A 17334-nucleotide genomic window follows, 5' to 3' on the forward strand; every position below is an offset into this window, starting at 1 on the left:
TTGTGTTTCAACTGATTAATACTCATCGGTTAATGAGTATTAATCATGACAAGAAGATCATTGTTAATTAAAAGGTTGTTTTTTGTTCAAGATCAATGCATGAATGACAAAAACTCATCCAAGCCCGGCGAAAAAGTCGTTTGTTTGTTGCCGGGTTGTTAATCAAAATCATCTCCACTAACACAACACGATGTTGTACGCACTGGATGCAACTCGACTCTCGGAGATAAGAATATGAGCAATGTCAACCAAACCATTATTCCTGTTGAACTTGTTGATAATGTACTGAACCCAATCAGTGAAGCAACAGGAATGCCGAATCAGGCCTACACCAGCGAAGAGTATTTTACTTTTGAGCGTGATCAGGTGTTTGGTAACACTTGGGTATGCATTGGTTTTGCATCAGACCTGCTTAAAAATGGTTATGTAATGCCACTTGATTTCATGAATCTTCCACTACTCATGATGAGAAATCGTCAAGGTGAAGTCCAAGTCTTCCACAACGTGTGTAGCCACCGAGGTATGAAGCTGGTTCATGAGGCAGGCGAAGTTCAAGGCATGATTCGCTGTCCTTACCATTCATGGACGTACGATCTTGACGGCAATCTAAAAGGCACACCACACATCGGTGGTATCGCAAAACACAAAGATGACCGATTTAAGTGTGAAAAGCATGGCCTTAAGCCACTTCGTTCAGCTGTTTGGATGGACATGGTATTCGTCAACTTATCGGGCAAAGCAGAAAGCTTTGAAGAGCATATCGCGCCGCTAGAGCAACGTTGGCAGCAATTCTTAGGTGAAGAAGGATTAGGGCTTCTTCGCCGCGTGAACATGGGTGGCAACTTAGAGATAGAAGTGAAAAGTAACTGGAAGCTTGCCGTAGAAAACTACTGTGAAGCTTACCACTTACCTTGGGTGCATCCGAGTTTGAACAGTTATTCTCGCCTAGAGGATCACTACAACATCATGTTTGCAGAGCGTTTTGCTGGCCAAGGTAGTCTCGCATACAACCTCTCTGATACTGCAGGAACACACTTACCTAAATTTCCAAGCTGGCCAGAAGATAAACTGCGTCATGCAGAATATGTTGCACTCTTTCCAAACGTGTTGCTTGGTATTCAAGCCGATCATGCCTTTGCGATGATGATTGAACCAATCACTGCGAATAAGAGTGTTGAGCACCTACGTGTCTTCTATGTGGGTGATGAAGCAACGAAAGATGAGTTCGCTGCGTGCCGTACTGCTACCGTTGAGTCATGGCGAGTCGTATTCGGCGAAGATATTGGAGCGGTCGAGGGCATGCAGGAAGGTCGTTACTCACCTGGCTTTGGTGGTGGTGTGTTCTCACCAGAAATGGATGTTCCGACGCATTTCTTCCAAACCTGGTTGGCAAAGCAAGTGAAAGCGGCACTGGAGCAGTAATATGATGCATTACCTTAATTATATTGATGGTGAGTGGTGCGATTCAGAGCAAGCGCTGACCGTCATGAACCCTGGCACAGCCGAAGCGTATGCGACGATTGCAGAAGCCACTATCATCGATGCAGATCGCGCAATGGCAGCGGCACGTCGAGTAGTCAATCAAGGTCTTCTTTCGGACGTTCGTCCAGCCGTCAGAACCGAGTGGATGTTAAAAGCCGCCGCGGCTATTCGTGAAATGGTTGATGAAGGTGGGCTAGTTGCCTGCCGTGAAAATGGGAAATCTTTGCAAGATGCCAAAGATGAGTTTTTAGAATCGGCACGTTACTTCGAATACTACGCTGGCATGGCCGACAAGCTGGAAGGCTCGTCAATTCCGTTGGGTAAAGATTATGTCGATTTCACCCAATATGTGCCGTTTGGTGTGTCAGTGCAGATTGTGCCGTGGAATTTCCCAGTTTCTATTTGTTCACGCTCATTAGCACCTGCATTAGCTGCTGGTAACGCAGTGGTGATCAAATCGCCAGAGATTTCCCCACTCGCTATGACGTTGTTGATTAAAGCGATTGAAAAAGCGGGCTTCCCAAAAGGCGCGATTAACTTGCTATGTGGGAAAGGCTCCGTAGTTGGCAGCCACTTGGTGCAGCATCAAGACGTTGATCAAATTGTCTTTACAGGTTCTGTGCCGACCGGCCAACGCATACTGAAAGACTCAGCGCAACGCGCCACACCATCTGTGATGGAGCTGGGTGGTAAATCGGCCGCTATCGCACTGAAAGATGTGAGTCTCGAAACGCTTTTACAAAGCGTACAAGTCGGCATCTTCTTTAATGCGGGTCAAGTGTGTTCAGCGATGTCTCGACTTCTTGTTCAAAAAGAACGTTATGAAGAAGTGAAAGCGGCTGTAGTGGAAATGGCACAAGGCCTAACTATTGGCCAAGGCGAGAGCCAACCAGATATCACGCCACTGGTTTCCGCTGATCAGCAAGCACGCGTGCTTGAGATGATTGAACAAGCAAAAGCCGACGGCGCGAACATCCTAACGGGTGGGTACGCCCCTGATTTGTCGGGTTACTTTGTGGCACCGACGGTGATTGAAGCCTCACCAGATATGCGTATTGCTCAAGAAGAAGTGTTTGGCCCTGTACTGGTAATTACACCGTTTGAAACCGAACAAGAGGCTGTTGAAATCGCGAATGGCACCGATTTTGGCCTGGTTGCTGGTGTCTTTGGTGAAAGCCTAAACCAAACATTGCGAGTGGCACAGCAACTGCGTGGTGGACAAGTGTTCATCAATGAATGGTTTGCTGGTGGCATCGAAACACCATTTGGTGGCGTGGGCTTGTCCGGGTTTGGGCGAGAAAAAGGACAAGAAGCGATTTATAGCTACGTCCAGACACGCAATATTGCCATTCGTTTGCAGCAAGACAGCAACGTATAGCCACCGTGTAACTGTATTTTCATCACCTCGTACCGGCTTGGACTTCAGACCACAAGCTAGGGCGAGGTTGATGGAATCACAACAAATCTGACAACGGTTTGTAAACACGGAAATTCTGAACAAGGTAGTTGGAGTATAAGTGATGAGAAAGTGGCTCTGTATTATTTGCGGCTTAATCTATGATGAAGCACAAGGTTGGCCATCCGATGGCATTGCACCAGGAACAGCATGGGAAGATGTACCGGATGACTGGTTATGTCCTGACTGTTTAGTGGGTAAGGCCGATTTTGAAATGATCGAAATTACCGACGATGCGCCACTAGAAGAGGTTGCAGCGGTGTCTTCGGTGTCGGTAGAAGCGTCTGTTCAGCCAAATACGGCTCAGCCTCTTCCATCTGAAGTTACTCAACCTGTATTCTCAAATGACCCTATCGTTATCATCGGTAGTGGCCACAGTGGTTACCAGTTGGCGGCGGCACTTAGAGCACAATCCGAGACGGTTGCTATCACCGTCTTTACCGCTGATGATGGCGCTTTGTACAGCAAACCAGCATTGTCTAATGCACTGGTCATGAATAAAGACGGCGACGCGCTACAAAGTGAGAGCGCGTTGGAGTGGGAAAGCCGTCTCAATATCCGAGTTTACCCGCATACCCGTGTTGAACAGATCAATCGTGCCAATTCAACGTTACATACCTCCATCGGTAAATACGCCTACAGCCGCTTGGTACTGGCAACAGGTGCATCACCGATTGAAATCCCAATTGAGGGCGATCGCTCTTGGGTTATGAGTGTGAACGACTTAGTTGATTACTGCCGTTTCAGAGCGGAGCTGCAAGACAAAAAGCGCATCGCGATCCTAGGTGATGGCTTAATTGGCTGTGAGTTCGCAAATGATCTGATCGAAAGCGGTTATGAAGTAACAGTTATCGGGTTGGGTCAATGGCCAATGGAGCGTTTGATCCCGCAACAGTTGGGTGAATCATTACAAAGCGCACTTGCCGATCGAGGCGTGCAATGGGCTCTACAAGACAGTATCACCAGAATCGAACCAAGGTCGGAATCTAGTGCGGTTTTACATCTAAACAGTGGCAAGCAGATTGAAGCAGATCTAGTGCTGAGCGCGGTTGGACTCAAGCCAAATGTTTCTCTGGCTGAGCAAGCAGGGCTCGAAGTGGGCCGCGGCATTAAAGTGAATCAATTCGGCCAGACGAGTGATGAGAATATTTACTCGCTAGGTGACTGTGTTGAAACTGAGCAAGGTTGGCAGCCCTATATTGCACCGATTAATCAAATGATCCCTTCTGTAGCGAAAAGCTTGCTAGGCGATGTCGCCCCTATCTCGTTAACACCAACTCCAGTGATTGTAAAAACGCCGATTCTTCCACTCACGATTTTCCCGGTAGCCTCTGAAGAACAGGGACAATGGTACATCGAGAACCAAGCAGATGAATTGACCGCTGCGTTTTATTCACCAGAAGGAGCAATGCTCGGTTTTGCGTTGCTAGGAAGAAAAGTACAGTCATTACGCGGCCCTTGGCTAGATCAATTGTCATTGAAACTGTCAGCAGCGTAGCGGAGAAAAAAGATGATTCATTTACCCAATGATGACGTGACGTGTGGTTGGTACCATGCGTTGCCAAGTATTCCAGAAAAATCGGCGTTAAAAGGTAAACAAAGTGCTGACTATGCCGTGTTAGGTGCCGGTTTCGCAGGCCTAGCTATGGCAAGACGTATAGCTGAACTTATGCCTAATGCACGAATTATACTGATTGATGCGCAACGTATCGGCCAAGGGGCGTCAGGAAGAAATTCGGGCTTTGTTATCGATTTGCCTCATAAGTTTTCACTTGAGCATCCCGACCCTGAGCACAAGCAAAAGTTATTATCACTCAACCGTTCTGCGATTGCTCAGCTAAACACTTTAGTGTCGAAGCACAGTATTTCTTGTCAGTGGTCAGCAAAGGGCAAATATCAAGGAGCCGTAGGGGCGCGCGGTGAAGCGTATCTCGATCACTTTGAGCACCTAATGAAAGACCTTGGCGAACCATACTTCCATGTTAATGGCAGTGAGCTGGCGAGAGTCTTGGGAACAAACTACTACAGCCGCGCAATTTACACGCCAGGTGGTTATTTAATGCAACCTGCTGCTTTGGTGCGTGGGCTAGGGGAAAGCCTTCCAGAGAACGTCGAGGTGTTAGAGAACTCGCCAATCCGCAAGCTCAGTAAAGAAAACGGTTGCTGGGTATTACATGGAGATAGTGGCTCTGTTGAAGCCCCTGAACTGCTGCTTGGGACCAGCATTTTTACTCGGGAGTTTGGTTATCTTAAAAACAGACTACTTCCAGTGATGACGTTTGCAAGCTGGACGCGTCCATTAACCGACGCAGAAATGCAACGATACGGAGGTGAGCTGAATTGGGGGTTAACTCCAGCTGATCATGCGGGAACGACGTTACGTATGACCGCCGATCGACGTATTTTGATCCGCAATACTTACAAACACGTGCCGAAATATGGCTCAAGCTTGAACGATAAAGTCAGAGAACAAATTCGCGACGATCATCGTCAGGTCTTTCTGGCGCGTTATCCCGAGCTGGCCGACGTACCATTTACTCACACATGGGGTGGGGTGTATGCAATCTCTCGTAACTTTACTAACTTTTTCGGTCAATTAGATGAAGGTGTTTATGCCAGCGCTTGTGACAATGGTGTTGGTGCTGCGTGGGGAACCATTTCTGGAACACTGTTAGCTGACTATGTCGTTGGTGCGACATCTAAATCATTGGATGACATACAGCAAGTGACAGGAATGCCTTGTTTGAATCCGCCAGAGCCTTTTTTAGGTTTGGGAGTAAAAACGCGTATCCAATTAGCAAAATGGCAAAGCCGGAGTGAATTATGAAGCCAGTCAAACTTGTTGATAGTAAAAGTCTAGATTTCAATGTTCGTGGTGATACGCCAGGAATGGCGTATGTTGCCAGGGCGTTAAGCCCAGAAATTTCACCAAACATAGGCGTAGGCTTTGCTAAATGGGAAGGCGCTAAAGTGGCTTGGACAGTGCTTTATGATGAGGTTATTTTCGTGATTGAAGGCTGTTTCGAGCTGACCGCAAATGGTGAAACACATTTTGTGCACCCAGGTCAGATGCTGTGGATACCGGAAGGGACTGAATTGGTTTATGGTGGGCATGCTCTGTTCGGCTATGTGGTTCATCCAGGAAACTGGAAAGAGTTACATGGTATTAAATGACTTTTATCATTTAGTTGTGTTTCGGAAAGGCAAAATAAAAATCTGATTTTTAACCATAACTTTTCGCAAAAGAACTTAATCTCAATGGAGCAAGGGTTTCATACTTGCTATGTTTCTTGGTCACGTTTCCAGACGTGTTAGACCTTTCTCAATTGCTATTTTATCTATCAAAAAGGGAAGCCTTGGCTTCCCTATAATGAGTCTTCTTTTGGCTTGGCTAAATCTTTTATTTTAGCTCAAATTTACCCTGCATGATTGCCCAGTGACCCGGGAACGAACAGAAGAATGAATAGTCACCGCCGGCTTTCATTTTCTCAGTACTGAACGTAATGCTGGTGCTTTCACCGCCACCAATTACTTTTGTGTGAGCGTAGACGCGATCATCATTTGGTTTTACGTAGTTATTTTCTGCTCCAGCTGCCATGCCATCAGTACCGACTGCTTGTAGGTTGGCTGTGTCAGAGATGACCACGTTGTGACCCATCGATTGCGCTGGCATCTTACCTGTGTGATTCAGCGTTAGTTTTACCTCTTTACAAGTGGCTGGTACGCTCAATGTTTTAGTAGAAAACTGCATCATATCGTTAGCATCTAATGACACTTCACACTCGGCACTGGCTTGGGCACCAAAGCTCATTCCTACTAATGCGAAGGTTGTTGCTAATAAACGTAAAGACATATAACACTCTCCATTTTGTATTTTAGGCTGACTTGGATTGATCTTATCCAATAGTTCTCATTATCAGCCAATTTTCACTCCAAAAACGTGCTTCAATCGGTATATTGACGTTTTGTTGCAAGCTTGTACTGGTCAGTTCCGCTATTTGATCACTCAAATGCCTTATTTCATGCGATTGCGTGAGTTAAATCAAAAGTCGTGATTAGCCAGAGTTAAGGTGAAAATAATCTCTCTAAACGGGTGGCAGAATTGTTTGGTTTTACGGTATTGGAGAGGTTTCAAGAAAGAAGCTCAGCTAAATTGCTGAGCTTCTAGATAACAGACGACAAGTAGGCCTAGCGAGTTTGCTTTAACGTGTGCAACACATCATGCAGTGAAGGTGCGACAGTATGGCCTAATTGCTTTATTTCGTCACAAGGCTCAACCAAATCAGGAATTTGATAAGTGATCATGTTCGCTGCTACCGCAGCACGTACGCCATTATTTGAATCTTCAAAGGCGAGACATTTGGTTGGATCTACGCTTAGACGACTTGCTGCAAGCAGGTAGATCTCTGGATCAGGTTTGCCGTGTGACACTTCACAGCCTGTCGTTAAGTTGTCGAAATACTTGCTTAGGCCCGCTAACTCCAACTTCTTCTGTGCCACTTCTTTTGCTGTAGAAGTGGCGACTGCAATTGGCAACCCTTGGCCTTTCAACCACTCAAGCAGCTCAATCACCCCTTCTTTTACCGGTATCGCTTGGTGCTTAACCACAGCGTCGTAACGGTCGCGCCACTCTTGGTGTAAGCGGTCAAGATCATCCCCATAAGCTTTACGAAAAATCACTTCAATGCCCGCTGCATTGCGACCAATGATTGAAAGGTAAACATCTTTATAGAAGGGTAGGTTCTGGGCTTCACATGCTTCTTGGAAAATATGCATACAGACGCGCTCAGTATCAAGGAGCAAACCATCCATATCAAAAATAGCAGCTTGGTAGTTCATTACATTAAGACTTTTTGGTTGGGATGGCGCATTTTGACACAAGCAGATCGGTTTTTCTTCTAAAAATTAGAACTTGATTTTGATCCTATGAGTTCACATTGCCTCTGAGCACACTATACACAGAGTCTATAAATTAGGTGTGAAATATAATATTTTTAAAATTATAAAAATTTCAGTTAAATAGATAAAACTCTATCTTAATATAAGCTAGAGTTTTATTAATATTCTATTGTTATTTTAACTATTGGATAATTTATTAATAGTTAAAATTAATAATAAAATAATACCAAGTCACGATTGTTTACGACTGCATGAGTGTACCAGCTCTTGACTTCAGATATTTGTTGCTCTGATAAGCCTCCGAAGTCAACGTTATCTTGGTGAATATCTTGATTTTTTATCATAAAAACAACAGGGAAATCGTCAGGGAATGGGAATTTTATGGGATAATCGGTATTAGTGAATGGAATATCGCAGAAATCGTTTACATCGCAAGGATACCAAGAGTTATTGGATAAGTAATAACCAGTGATCTTACATATAGCTTCAAGCAAGTAAGCATAGGCGTAACCCAAGTGACTGTATTTTATCTCTTCAGACAGCATCTGCATAAGAAGCTCTTCAGCTCGGATGCTTTCGCCACTACTTTCCAGCATTTCATTAATCACTTTAAAGGAGTCTTGACACCTTTCCATGATGGCTTTTTCTAGCTCTGGATTACGCTCATTCTTTAGTACGTTAAAAACCTTTTCAGTATCTAATGAATATACTGTCGCCCCATATCCCATATTTTATTCTCCTCACTTTTATACAGTTAAATTCATTTAAGTGTTTTTATCGAAGGGATTATATTTTGATGTTTTTTGAAGGTAAAGTGTATACATAGAGGTTGTATTTATTATGATGAACTTTGAAAGTTTAGATTCTTAAAATAAATACTATATATTTAATTTTATTAGATCTGGCTCATAAAAATACCTTAACTATTATTGTGTTTATTGTTAAGGGTTATTAAATCTGTGAGGTGGTTCAAGACAATAAAATTTAGAAGAAAATACCGTCAAACTTAGGTGGCTATTCTATCTGAGCACTCAGCTCACTACTTATATTGGGCTGAGTGAGCGGTTGGGCATCGGCTCTTTATTTGGCGATGAATATGCCATATTAGGTGATATTCGTTAGTGTCTATTTTATCCCTAGCCGTTTTGCTAATCGGTGCAAATTGCCGTTATCTAATTCAAGCTGACGTGCCGTTGCTGCCCAGTTACCTTGGTTCTCTTCCAGAACTCGAACAATCATCGCTTTTTGGAAGGCGTCTGTGGCAGGCTTTAATCCGCCTTCTGGTAGCTCAAGCCGAGATTTTTGTTCCGTTTCTTCAACGTTCTTGATGTTCTGATTCGGCGTTCGGATGTCAAAATCTTGCTCAACTAGCTCAATGTCCATGGCGTGGGTACGCGCTTTTGCCAAAACACCAGCACGTTTAATGACATGTTCAAGCTCTCGCACGTTGCCTGGCCATGAATAGTCTTTGAGTGCCTGCACCAAAGTGGGGGACAAACGAATGCTGTTCAATCCCAATTTGCTTCTTAAACGTTCGGCAAAAAAGCCTGCGAGTAACACCACATCGTCTTCACGTTCACGAAGAGGTGGAACATGAAGCGGGAAGACGCTTAGGCGGTGATATAAGTCGGCTCGGAAGCGACCAGCAGTCACTTCTTCATGCAATATACGGTTGGTGGCGGCGACAATGCGTGTATTGACTCGAATATGGCGGTCATCACCCACACGTTGAATGTCGCCGTATTGTAGAGCTCGAAGTAACTTAGCTTGCAGTTCTAACGACAGTTCGCCGACTTCATCTAAAAACAGTGTGCCGCCATCGGCTTGTTCAAACTTACCCTTACGATTGCTGATTGCGCCTGTGAATGCGCCTTTGATATGGCCGAACAACTCGCTTTCCGCGACTGATTCTGGCAGCGCCGCACAGTTGAGGTAAACCAAAGTATTGTTCGATCGGCTAGAACGATGGTGAATAGCGCTGGCAACCAACTCTTTACCTACGCCTGTTTCTCCCATGACCAACACAGACAATTCCGTATCGGCGACGGCATCAATCTGCTCTTGAAGATTCCTCATGCCCTGAGAGTTGCCAATGATTTCATTACTTAAGGTGCGTTTCTCGGCGTAAGAGTCGCGTGGCAGGCTCGCTTGTGTCTCGAGCTGTTCTAGTAGGAGTGCAGTGTGCAAGCCACCTGCTGCCAATGCGCTGACAAAACGTAACTCTTGGTTGCGTAGCCCATCAAATTGGTTGGGGTCGAAGGCGTCAATCGTAATGGCACCAATCAGTTGATCGTCGATCAGCAGAGGTAAACCAATGCAGGAATGGACATGCAGTTTGTCATCGTGGTTTGGAATCAAGCCGTCGTATGGATCAGGTAAGTCGCTGTCGGAGGGAAAGCGCACGATGTCGCCTGCTCGGGCAATGGCTTCTAACCTTGGGTGCTGCTCAATGGAGAAACGGCGTCCAAGCACTTCCTTCGCCAATCCATTGATCGCTAAAGGTTTAAAGTGCTGGTCTTCATACAAAAGAAGGGCAGAAGAGTCACACTTCAATACGTCTCGAATCGTGGTTAATAACGTATCAAAGCGAGCCTGTTGAGTGAGCGCCGAGTTAAGGTCTTGCGTGATGTGTAGCCATTGCGCGATTAAAGAAGTCATAGCCAATACCGATTGTGTCAATATGACTATTGTAGTGTCTAAATGACTATTTTCAACTGTGTCTAAATGACAGTTATTAAAGTTGAGTTTTAATTAAGATATTGAAATGTATAGCAATTAAAAGTTGGCACGCCCAGTGCAATACAAGAAGAAATTATTTTTGTTTATCCCGTCATTCAAGGTAGTAATTATGACAATTCACGTAAAAAACAACATCCACTGGGTAGGTCAACGCGATTGGGAAGTTCAAGACTTCCACGGTACAGAATACAAAATGACAAAAGGTACCAGCTACAACAGTTATCTAATTCGTGAAGAGAAAACCGTATTGATTGATACGGTCGATCATCGATTCAGTCAACAATTCATCCAAAATTTAGAAATGGAAATCGACCTTAAGTCTATCGACTTTATCGTGGTAAACCATGCAGAAGAAGATCACTCAGGCGCATTGTCGGCATTAATGGAGAAGATTCCGAACACGCCAATTTACTGTACAGAAGCGGCGATTGATTCGATTGTGGGTCATCACCACCATCCTGAGTGGAACTTCAAAACCGTAAAAACAGGCGACAGCATTGATATTGGCAACGGTAAGCAATTGGTGTTCGTGGAAGCGCCGATGCTGCATTGGCCAGACAGCATGATGACTTACCTAACTGGCGATGCAGTATTATTCAGCAATGACGCATTTGGTCAGCACTACTGCGATGAACGCTTATTCAATGATGAAGTGGATCAAGATGAGTTGATGGAACAGTGTTTGCGTTACTACTCAAACATCCTAACGCCATTCAGCAGCTTGGTAACCGCAAAAATCAAAGAAGTGCTGAGTTTCAATTTGCCTGTCGACATGATCGCAACGTCACACGGTATTGTATGGCGCGATAATCCGGTTCAAATCATCGAGCAATACTTGGCGTGGGCAGACAATTATCAAGAAGATCGCATTACGATTTTCTACGATTCTATGTCAAATAACACCCGAATGATGGCCGATGCAATCGCGCAAGGCATTCACGATGTCGACCCTAGCGTGGCGGTCAAAGTCTTTAATGTCTCTAAGCATGATAAGAATGAAATTCTCGCCAACGTATTCCGTTCAAAAGGCATCTTGGTTGGTTCGTCTACCATGAATAACGTCATGATGCCGAAGATCGCAGGCATGCTAGAAGAAATTACTGGTTTGCGCTTTAAAGCGAAGAAGGCCGCAGCATTCGGTAGTTACGGTTGGAATGGTGGCGCGGTGGATCGTATCCATGCTCGATTGACTGACGCAGGTTTTGAAACCGCAGTGAGCTTGAAAACCAAATGGCGACCAGATGGTAAAGCGATGCGTGAATGTCGCGAACATGGTCAGAACATCGCAAAATTGTGGGCAAAGCATGACCTGACAAGTCCTGTTATTTCTCCTGCGATTACTGCATCTGTACCACAAGTTCAATCACAACCCGTTGCGCCAGTGACAACACAAGCGGTAGTAGATGCTGCTCCTAGCAACCCTAGTACTGAGGCGCATCCCGCAGATTGTCAATGCATGGTTTGTACGGTTTGTAATTGGGTATACGACCCAGCTAAAGGCGAGCCTAACCAAGGTGTTGAACCGGGTACAGCTTGGTCGGAAGTGCCAGATTACTTCTTGTGCCCAGAATGCCATTTAGGTAAAGACGTTTTCGTTGAATACAACGGTTAGGAGGGAATATGCAAGCACCTCTTGTGATTATTGGTAGCGGCTTTGCGGCTTACCAATTGGTGAAAACAGTGCGTCGAATGGACGCACATATTCCGCTGCAAGTGTTTACTGCTGATGATGGCGCGGAATACAACAAGCCTGATTTGAGTCATGTATTCAGCAACAAGCAAACCGCCCAAGACTTAGTGGTTAAAAGTGGTGAGGCGTTCGCACAGGAACACAACATCGAACTGTTCGCCCATACCATGATTGAGCATGTCGACGTGCAAGCTCAGCAAGTGGTCGCCAACGGCCAAACCTATCCTTACTCCAAACTGGTCTTTGCGACAGGCGCGAAAGCCTTTGTGCCGCCAATATCTGGTGATGCAGCACCTGAGGTGATAACGCTGAACTCGCTACAAGAATATCAATTAGCGGAAGAGCAAATTAGTCGTGCGAAACGAATTCTAGTAATGGGTGGTGGTTTGATCGGCGTGGAGATCGCCATGGATCTCGCAACCAGTGGTAAAGCGGTTACGGTGGTTGAGCCAAATCCCCGTTTGCTCGCTAACTTGATTCCTGAATTCGTCGCATTGCCACTGGAGAACCAACTTAAGCAGCAAGGTATTCAACTTGCCTTGGAGACTGGAGTTGTCGCGATCAATCACTCAAATGATTCGCTGGTGGCAAGCTTGAGCCAAGGTAAAGCAATTGAAGCTGATGTAGTGATTTCAGCGGCGGGTTTACGTGCAAACACTTGGTTAGCGAAGGCTTGTGGGTTGAGTGTCAATAAAGGCATCAAGGTGGATGCTCGATTACAGACATCAGCAGCCAATGTGTTCGCATTAGGCGATTGTGCTGAGATCCAAGGTCGAATGATGCCGTACCTCCAACCGATCGTGCTAAGTGCCAATGCTTTGGGCAAACAACTACTGGGGCAAGAAGCAGAGTTGAAACTACCGCCTATGATGGTAAAGGTCAAAACGCCGAGCTACCCAATTCAATTGGCAGGCGATTTTAGTTCGGTGACGAACTGGAGCGTGCAGATTTCTCAAACTGGCATTGCCGCGAAAGCAGAAGATGAAAATAGCCGACTCATGGGCTTCGTCGTGACGGGAGAACAAGTTACGCAAGCATTTCCATTACTTCGAGAGTTGTCTCAAGCCGGTCAGGCTTAACCGATTTAAACGAAAAGAATTGTAATTAGAGAGGGTATCATTATGTCGCATCTACGAATTCCTAAAGACTGGACTGTTCAACGTTCAACACCTTTCTTCACTAAAGACAATGTGCCACCAGCGCTACTGACTCATCACAATACCGCTGAGGGAGTGTTTGGACAACTGTGCGTCATGGAAGGGCAAGTGACTTACTACGGCTTTGCTGATGAAAATGCCACAGAAGCAGAAGTAGTGGTGGTGATTAATGCAGGCCAGTTTGCTACAAGTCCACCGCAGTACTGGCACCGCATTGAGATGAGCGATGATGCTCAGTTCAACATCAATTTCTGGTCGAACAAGGACAAGAGTGGGCAAGCGATGTTCCATGCTAAGCAGTAGTGAACCTATGTAAGTGCTTTGACTGTTACGCTAATCGTCAAGTAAAGGGGTGTAGAAGGCGCAATAAACGGACTGCAATGCAGGATCATCGAGACCGAGGAAAGAGAAATCACGAGTAATGATTTCAATTCTTTAGTAGCATGTTACGAAACATTTCAGTCAGGTGAACTAAGGGAAGCGTGCAATGGAAAAACAACGAGTAGCATTTATTGGTCTGGGTGTGATGGGATACCCAACGGCTGGTTACCTAAGTAAAGCGGGCTTTGAAACCAAAGTATACAACCGCACAAAAGCGAAAGCCGACAAATGGGCTGAAGAATACCAAGGCGTAGCTTGTGAAACACCACGTGAAGCGGCGGAAGGCTGTGACATCGTTTTTACCTGTGTGGGTAATGATGATGACGTTCGTAGCGTTGTTTACGGTGAAGAGGGCATTCTGGTCGGCTTGAAAGCGGACGCAGTGCTAGTCGATCACACGACCACTTCTGCAGACCTAGCGGTTGAGCTGGCTGAAGCGTGTGTTAAGTACGGTAATCACTTTATTGATGCGCCAGTTTCTGGTGGTCAAGCGGGCGCAGAAAATGGTGTTCTAACCATCATGTGTGGTGGTGAACAAAGCATTTTTGACCGTGTGTCTCCGGCGATGGATGTGTACGCGAAGCAGATGACGCTACTGGGTGAAAACGGTCAGGGTCAACGCTGTAAGATGGTAAACCAAATCTGTATTGGAGGCGTTTTACAAGGTCTGAGTGAAGCTTTGTTGCTAGCACAAAAATCAGGCTTGGACATTGCTCAAGTTGTAGAAACACTTAAGCATGGCGCTGCAGGTTCTTGGCAGATGGAAAACCGCGCAAATACGATGGCTGAAGACAAGTTCGATTTTGGCTTCGCTATTGATTGGATGCGCAAAGACTTAGGTTTCTGTCTGCAAGAAGCTGAGCGAGTGGGTCTAGAACTTCCACTGACTAAGAAAGTGGATGAGCAATACGCAGACCTTCAACGTGATGGTTTAGGTCGCATGGATACATCAGTACTGATCAAAGCGGTAGCTAAAAATCAGTAGTTGATGAATCAGTAATAGATAAACAGTTCTTTGGTATCAAAGAGCTTAAAGAAATCTAAGTTAATCATAATGAATCACCTTGAGCATGTTTTGTGACTTGTGATTAAGGATTAGTGATTTGAAATCAGGAGGTGCTGTAGAGTACCTCCTTTTTTCGTCTTTAAATCACACAGTGTAATGATTGCAGCGTTCGCTTACTTGTTTAAGCCTAGTGCAATTTCAAGACCTTTGCCGTACGCTTCGTCCGCTTCGTATGCGTGTTGAACGTGGCGCTGTTGGATGAACTCTGGCACACCGTCCATTGCGCGAGCTGTGTTATCGAACAGAGTTTGACGTTGCTCTTCGCTCATCAGACGGAATAGGTCACCCGCTTGGCTGAAGTAGTCTTCGTCTACACGATGATCGTAGTGATCAGCGTTGCCATTGATGCGTAGAGGTGGCTCAGAGTAATCTGGTTGCTCTGCCCATTCTTGTTTGTAGTTTGGCTCGTAACCCAGTGTTGAACCAAAGTTGCCATCAACGCGCATTGCGCCATCACGGTGGTAGCTGTGAACAGGGCAACGAGGTGCGTTCACTGGGATTTGATGATGGTTCACACCTAGACGGTAACGCTGAGCATCGCCGTAAGCGAACAGACGACCTTGTAGCATTTTATCTGGAGAGAAGCCGATACCAGGTACGACTGCAGCTGGGTTGAACGCTGATTGCTCAACTTCTGCGTAGAAGTTTTCTGGGTTACGGTTCAGTTCGAACTCGCCAACTGGGATCAGTGGGTAGTCTTTTTGAGACCATATACGTGTTAGGTCGAATGGGTTGAAGTTGACTTCATCCGCTTCTAGCTCAGGCATGATCTGTACGTACATCTTCCATTTAGGGAAGTCTTGACGCTCAATCGCTTCGTAAAGGTCACGGTGATGGCTTTCGCGGTCTTTACCTACGATTGCTTCTGCTTCTTGGTCAGTTAGGTTTTTGATGCCTTGCTGAGTTTTGAAGTGGAATTTCACCCAGTAACGCTCGTTTTCTGCGTTGATGAAGCTGAATGTGTGGCTACCAAAACCATGCATATGACGGTAAGAAGCGGGGATACCACGGTCACTCATTACGATAGTCACTTGGTGGAATGCTTCTGGTAGTGATGTCCAGAAATCCCAGTTGTTGGTAGAGCTACGCATGTTAGTGCGAGGGTCGCGTTTTACTGCGTGGTTTAGGTCTGGGAATTTTAGTGGGTCACGTAGGAAGAATACTGGTGTGTTGTTACCAACCAAGTCCCAGTTACCTTCTTCAGTGTAGAATTTTAGTGCGAAACCACGGATGTCACGTTCTGCGTCTGCTGCACCGCGCTCACCAGCTACGGTAGTGAAGCGAGCGAATAGTTCTGTTTTTTTGCCGATGTCAGAGAAGATCTTAGCGCGCGTGTACTTTGTGATGTCGTGCGTTACTGTGAACGTACCGTAAGCACCAGAACCTTTTGCGTGCATACGACGCTCAGGGATCACTTCGCGGTCAAAGTGTGCCAATTTTTCAAGGAACCAAACGTCTTGTAATAGTTGAGGGCCACGAGGACCTGCAGTCATAACGTTTTGGTTATGTGCGACAGGGCAACCTGCTGCTGTAGTCAATTTCTTGTTTGTCATTTTTCTTCCCCCTCCAGGGCTCAATACCTTAGAAACTGTAGAGGAGGTTATTACGGAAAAGCTGGGGGAGAAAACTGATATTGCTTATCAATTCAATAGATGGTGACTATGGTCGAAACTATATTAGAATCAGAAATTTACTACATTAGCTTGATTGACATAACAATCGACGTTCTCGAATGCGATTGACTGGGGGGAGCGCTATCCAGTTAGCGTGTCTGCGATGCTAGTAATATCGCCCCTTAAATGAAGTTTTACGTGTCATCAAAGGGGCGAAAGGGGGGAAGTAATTAAGAGTACTTCACTTCAAGTTGTTCAGCTTTTGCAAATGCAGGGTGTGTCGCGAGCTGTTTCCCATAACGTTCAATATTAGGGAAGTGATTAACTAAACCAAACTTTTGAACCAATTCGACAATGAAAGACATCATGATGTCTGCGCCAGTCAGACGCTCTTCTACTAGGTAAGTTTTGCCTTCTAAGGATTGCTCGAAGTAGCCTAGTACATTCATTGCTTCCTTGTCGGCATAGCCTGATAAAAACTGAGTTTCATTTGGCTCTTTGCTTACGAAGATTTTTAGCAGCATAGGTAAAATTGCGGAGCTTTCTGCAAAGTGCATCCATTGCAAATATTCTGTGTGTGCTTTTGTACCGCGCTCAGGAGCAAAGGCTCCGTCACTGTATTTCTCAATCAAATATTCGGTCATTGCACCTGACTCAATGATAATCTCGCCGTTATCTTCAAGAACAGGTGACTTTCCTAATGGGTGAACACTTTTTAGTTCTGGCGGTGCCATGAAGGTCACGGAATCACGGACATAGGGTACAATTTCGTAATTTACATCTAGCTCTTCAAGTAACCAAATGATGCGCTTTGAACGAGACTGATTGAGGTGGTGAAGTTTAATCATTTA

Annotated in this window: 14 protein-coding genes and 2 pseudogenes; 10 read left to right on the forward strand and 6 right to left on the reverse strand. The window is 45.4% G+C overall.

Features of this window, described 5'->3' with window-relative positions:
* The first annotated feature begins 234 nt into the window (after positions 1–234).
* The 6 genes and pseudogenes from H9L11_RS18745 to H9L11_RS18765 all read left to right on the forward strand — a co-directional run bounded on the left by H9L11_RS18745 (position 235) and on the right by H9L11_RS18765 (position 6112).
* Entirely contained in the window at positions 235–1422 is a 1188-nt protein-coding gene (locus H9L11_RS18745) for an aromatic ring-hydroxylating dioxygenase subunit alpha (RefSeq protein ID WP_017635305.1), read from the forward strand.
* Between the two features lies 1 nt (position 1423).
* Complete coding sequence (locus H9L11_RS18750) at positions 1424–2860, forward strand: aldehyde dehydrogenase family protein (protein WP_064376745.1); 1437 nt, start codon at positions 1424–1426, stop codon at positions 2858–2860.
* A 142-nt stretch (positions 2861–3002) separates the two neighbouring features.
* Positions 3003–3164: pseudogene (locus tag H9L11_RS23590) on the forward strand (rubredoxin); the annotation flags it as partial.
* Positions 3153–4436 carry an FAD-dependent oxidoreductase gene (locus H9L11_RS18755; RefSeq protein ID WP_240199947.1) on the forward strand — a complete coding sequence of 428 codons (1284 nt, stop codon included), beginning with the start codon at positions 3153–3155 and terminating at the stop codon, positions 4434–4436. The pseudogene H9L11_RS23590 and the gene H9L11_RS18755, both read left to right, overlap by 12 nt.
* Before the next feature lie 12 nt (positions 4437–4448).
* Entirely contained in the window at positions 4449–5765 is a 1317-nt protein-coding gene (locus tag H9L11_RS18760; RefSeq protein WP_169628847.1) for an FAD-binding oxidoreductase, read from the forward strand.
* Positions 5762–6112, forward strand: coding sequence for an ethanolamine utilization protein EutQ (locus H9L11_RS18765; protein ID WP_033906751.1), 351 nt, complete (start codon positions 5762–5764; stop codon positions 6110–6112). Before H9L11_RS18760 ends, H9L11_RS18765 begins: the two co-directional genes overlap by 4 nt.
* Before the next feature lie 226 nt (positions 6113–6338).
* On the opposite strand, the gene azu is transcribed toward H9L11_RS18765, so the two are convergent.
* The 4 genes from azu to norR all read right to left on the reverse strand — a co-directional run bounded on the left by azu (position 6339) and on the right by norR (position 10495).
* Positions 6339–6791, reverse strand: a complete 453-nt coding sequence (gene azu / locus H9L11_RS18770; protein WP_005375211.1) for an azurin — start codon at positions 6789–6791, stop codon at positions 6339–6341.
* Between the two features lie 335 nt (positions 6792–7126).
* Positions 7127–7777, reverse strand: coding sequence for an HAD family phosphatase (locus H9L11_RS18775; protein WP_005385872.1), 651 nt, complete (start codon positions 7775–7777; stop codon positions 7127–7129).
* Positions 7778–8046: 269 nt separating this feature from the next.
* The gene (locus H9L11_RS18780) at positions 8047–8565 is read right to left on the reverse strand and encodes a hypothetical protein (protein ID WP_005375218.1); all 519 of its coding nucleotides are present in this window, start codon (positions 8563–8565) and stop codon (positions 8047–8049) included.
* Positions 8566–8962: 397 nt separating this feature from the next.
* Positions 8963–10495, reverse strand: a complete 1533-nt coding sequence (gene norR, locus H9L11_RS18785) for a nitric oxide reductase transcriptional regulator NorR (RefSeq protein ID WP_205391382.1) — start codon at positions 10493–10495, stop codon at positions 8963–8965.
* 190 nt (positions 10496–10685) lie between these two features.
* Between norR and norV the strand changes: the two are divergent.
* The 4 genes and pseudogenes from norV to H9L11_RS18805 all read left to right on the forward strand — a co-directional run bounded on the left by norV (position 10686) and on the right by H9L11_RS18805 (position 14789).
* Positions 10686–12225, forward strand: a pseudogene (norV, locus tag H9L11_RS18790) (anaerobic nitric oxide reductase flavorubredoxin).
* Positions 12197–13345: an NADH:flavorubredoxin reductase NorW gene (gene norW / locus H9L11_RS18795; protein WP_205391384.1), complete on the forward strand. Its 1149-nt coding sequence runs from the start codon at positions 12197–12199 to the stop codon at positions 13343–13345. Before norV ends, norW begins: the two are co-directional and overlap by 29 nt.
* Before the next feature lie 42 nt (positions 13346–13387).
* The gene (locus tag H9L11_RS18800; protein ID WP_005375231.1) at positions 13388–13726 is read left to right on the forward strand and encodes a DUF1971 domain-containing protein; all 339 of its coding nucleotides are present in this window, start codon (positions 13388–13390) and stop codon (positions 13724–13726) included.
* 184 nt (positions 13727–13910) lie between these two features.
* Positions 13911–14789, forward strand: a complete 879-nt coding sequence (locus H9L11_RS18805) for an NAD(P)-dependent oxidoreductase (protein ID WP_205391385.1) — start codon at positions 13911–13913, stop codon at positions 14787–14789.
* A gap of 194 nt (positions 14790–14983) precedes the next feature.
* Here the strand turns inward: H9L11_RS18805 and H9L11_RS18810 are convergent, their stop codons facing one another.
* Together H9L11_RS18810 and H9L11_RS18815 are read right to left on the reverse strand one after the other, a co-directional pair.
* On the reverse strand, positions 14984–16423 hold the full coding sequence (locus H9L11_RS18810) for a catalase (protein WP_205391386.1): 1440 nt from the start codon (positions 16421–16423) through the stop codon (positions 14984–14986).
* 290 nt (positions 16424–16713) lie between these two features.
* The gene (locus H9L11_RS18815) at positions 16714–17331 is read right to left on the reverse strand and encodes a glutathione S-transferase (protein WP_005375238.1); all 618 of its coding nucleotides are present in this window, start codon (positions 17329–17331) and stop codon (positions 16714–16716) included.
* Positions 17332–17334: the final 3 nt, after the last annotated feature.

Source organism: Vibrio sp. sp1, assembly GCF_016920955.1.
Lineage (GTDB): Bacteria > Pseudomonadota > Gammaproteobacteria > Enterobacterales > Vibrionaceae > Vibrio > Vibrio alginolyticus.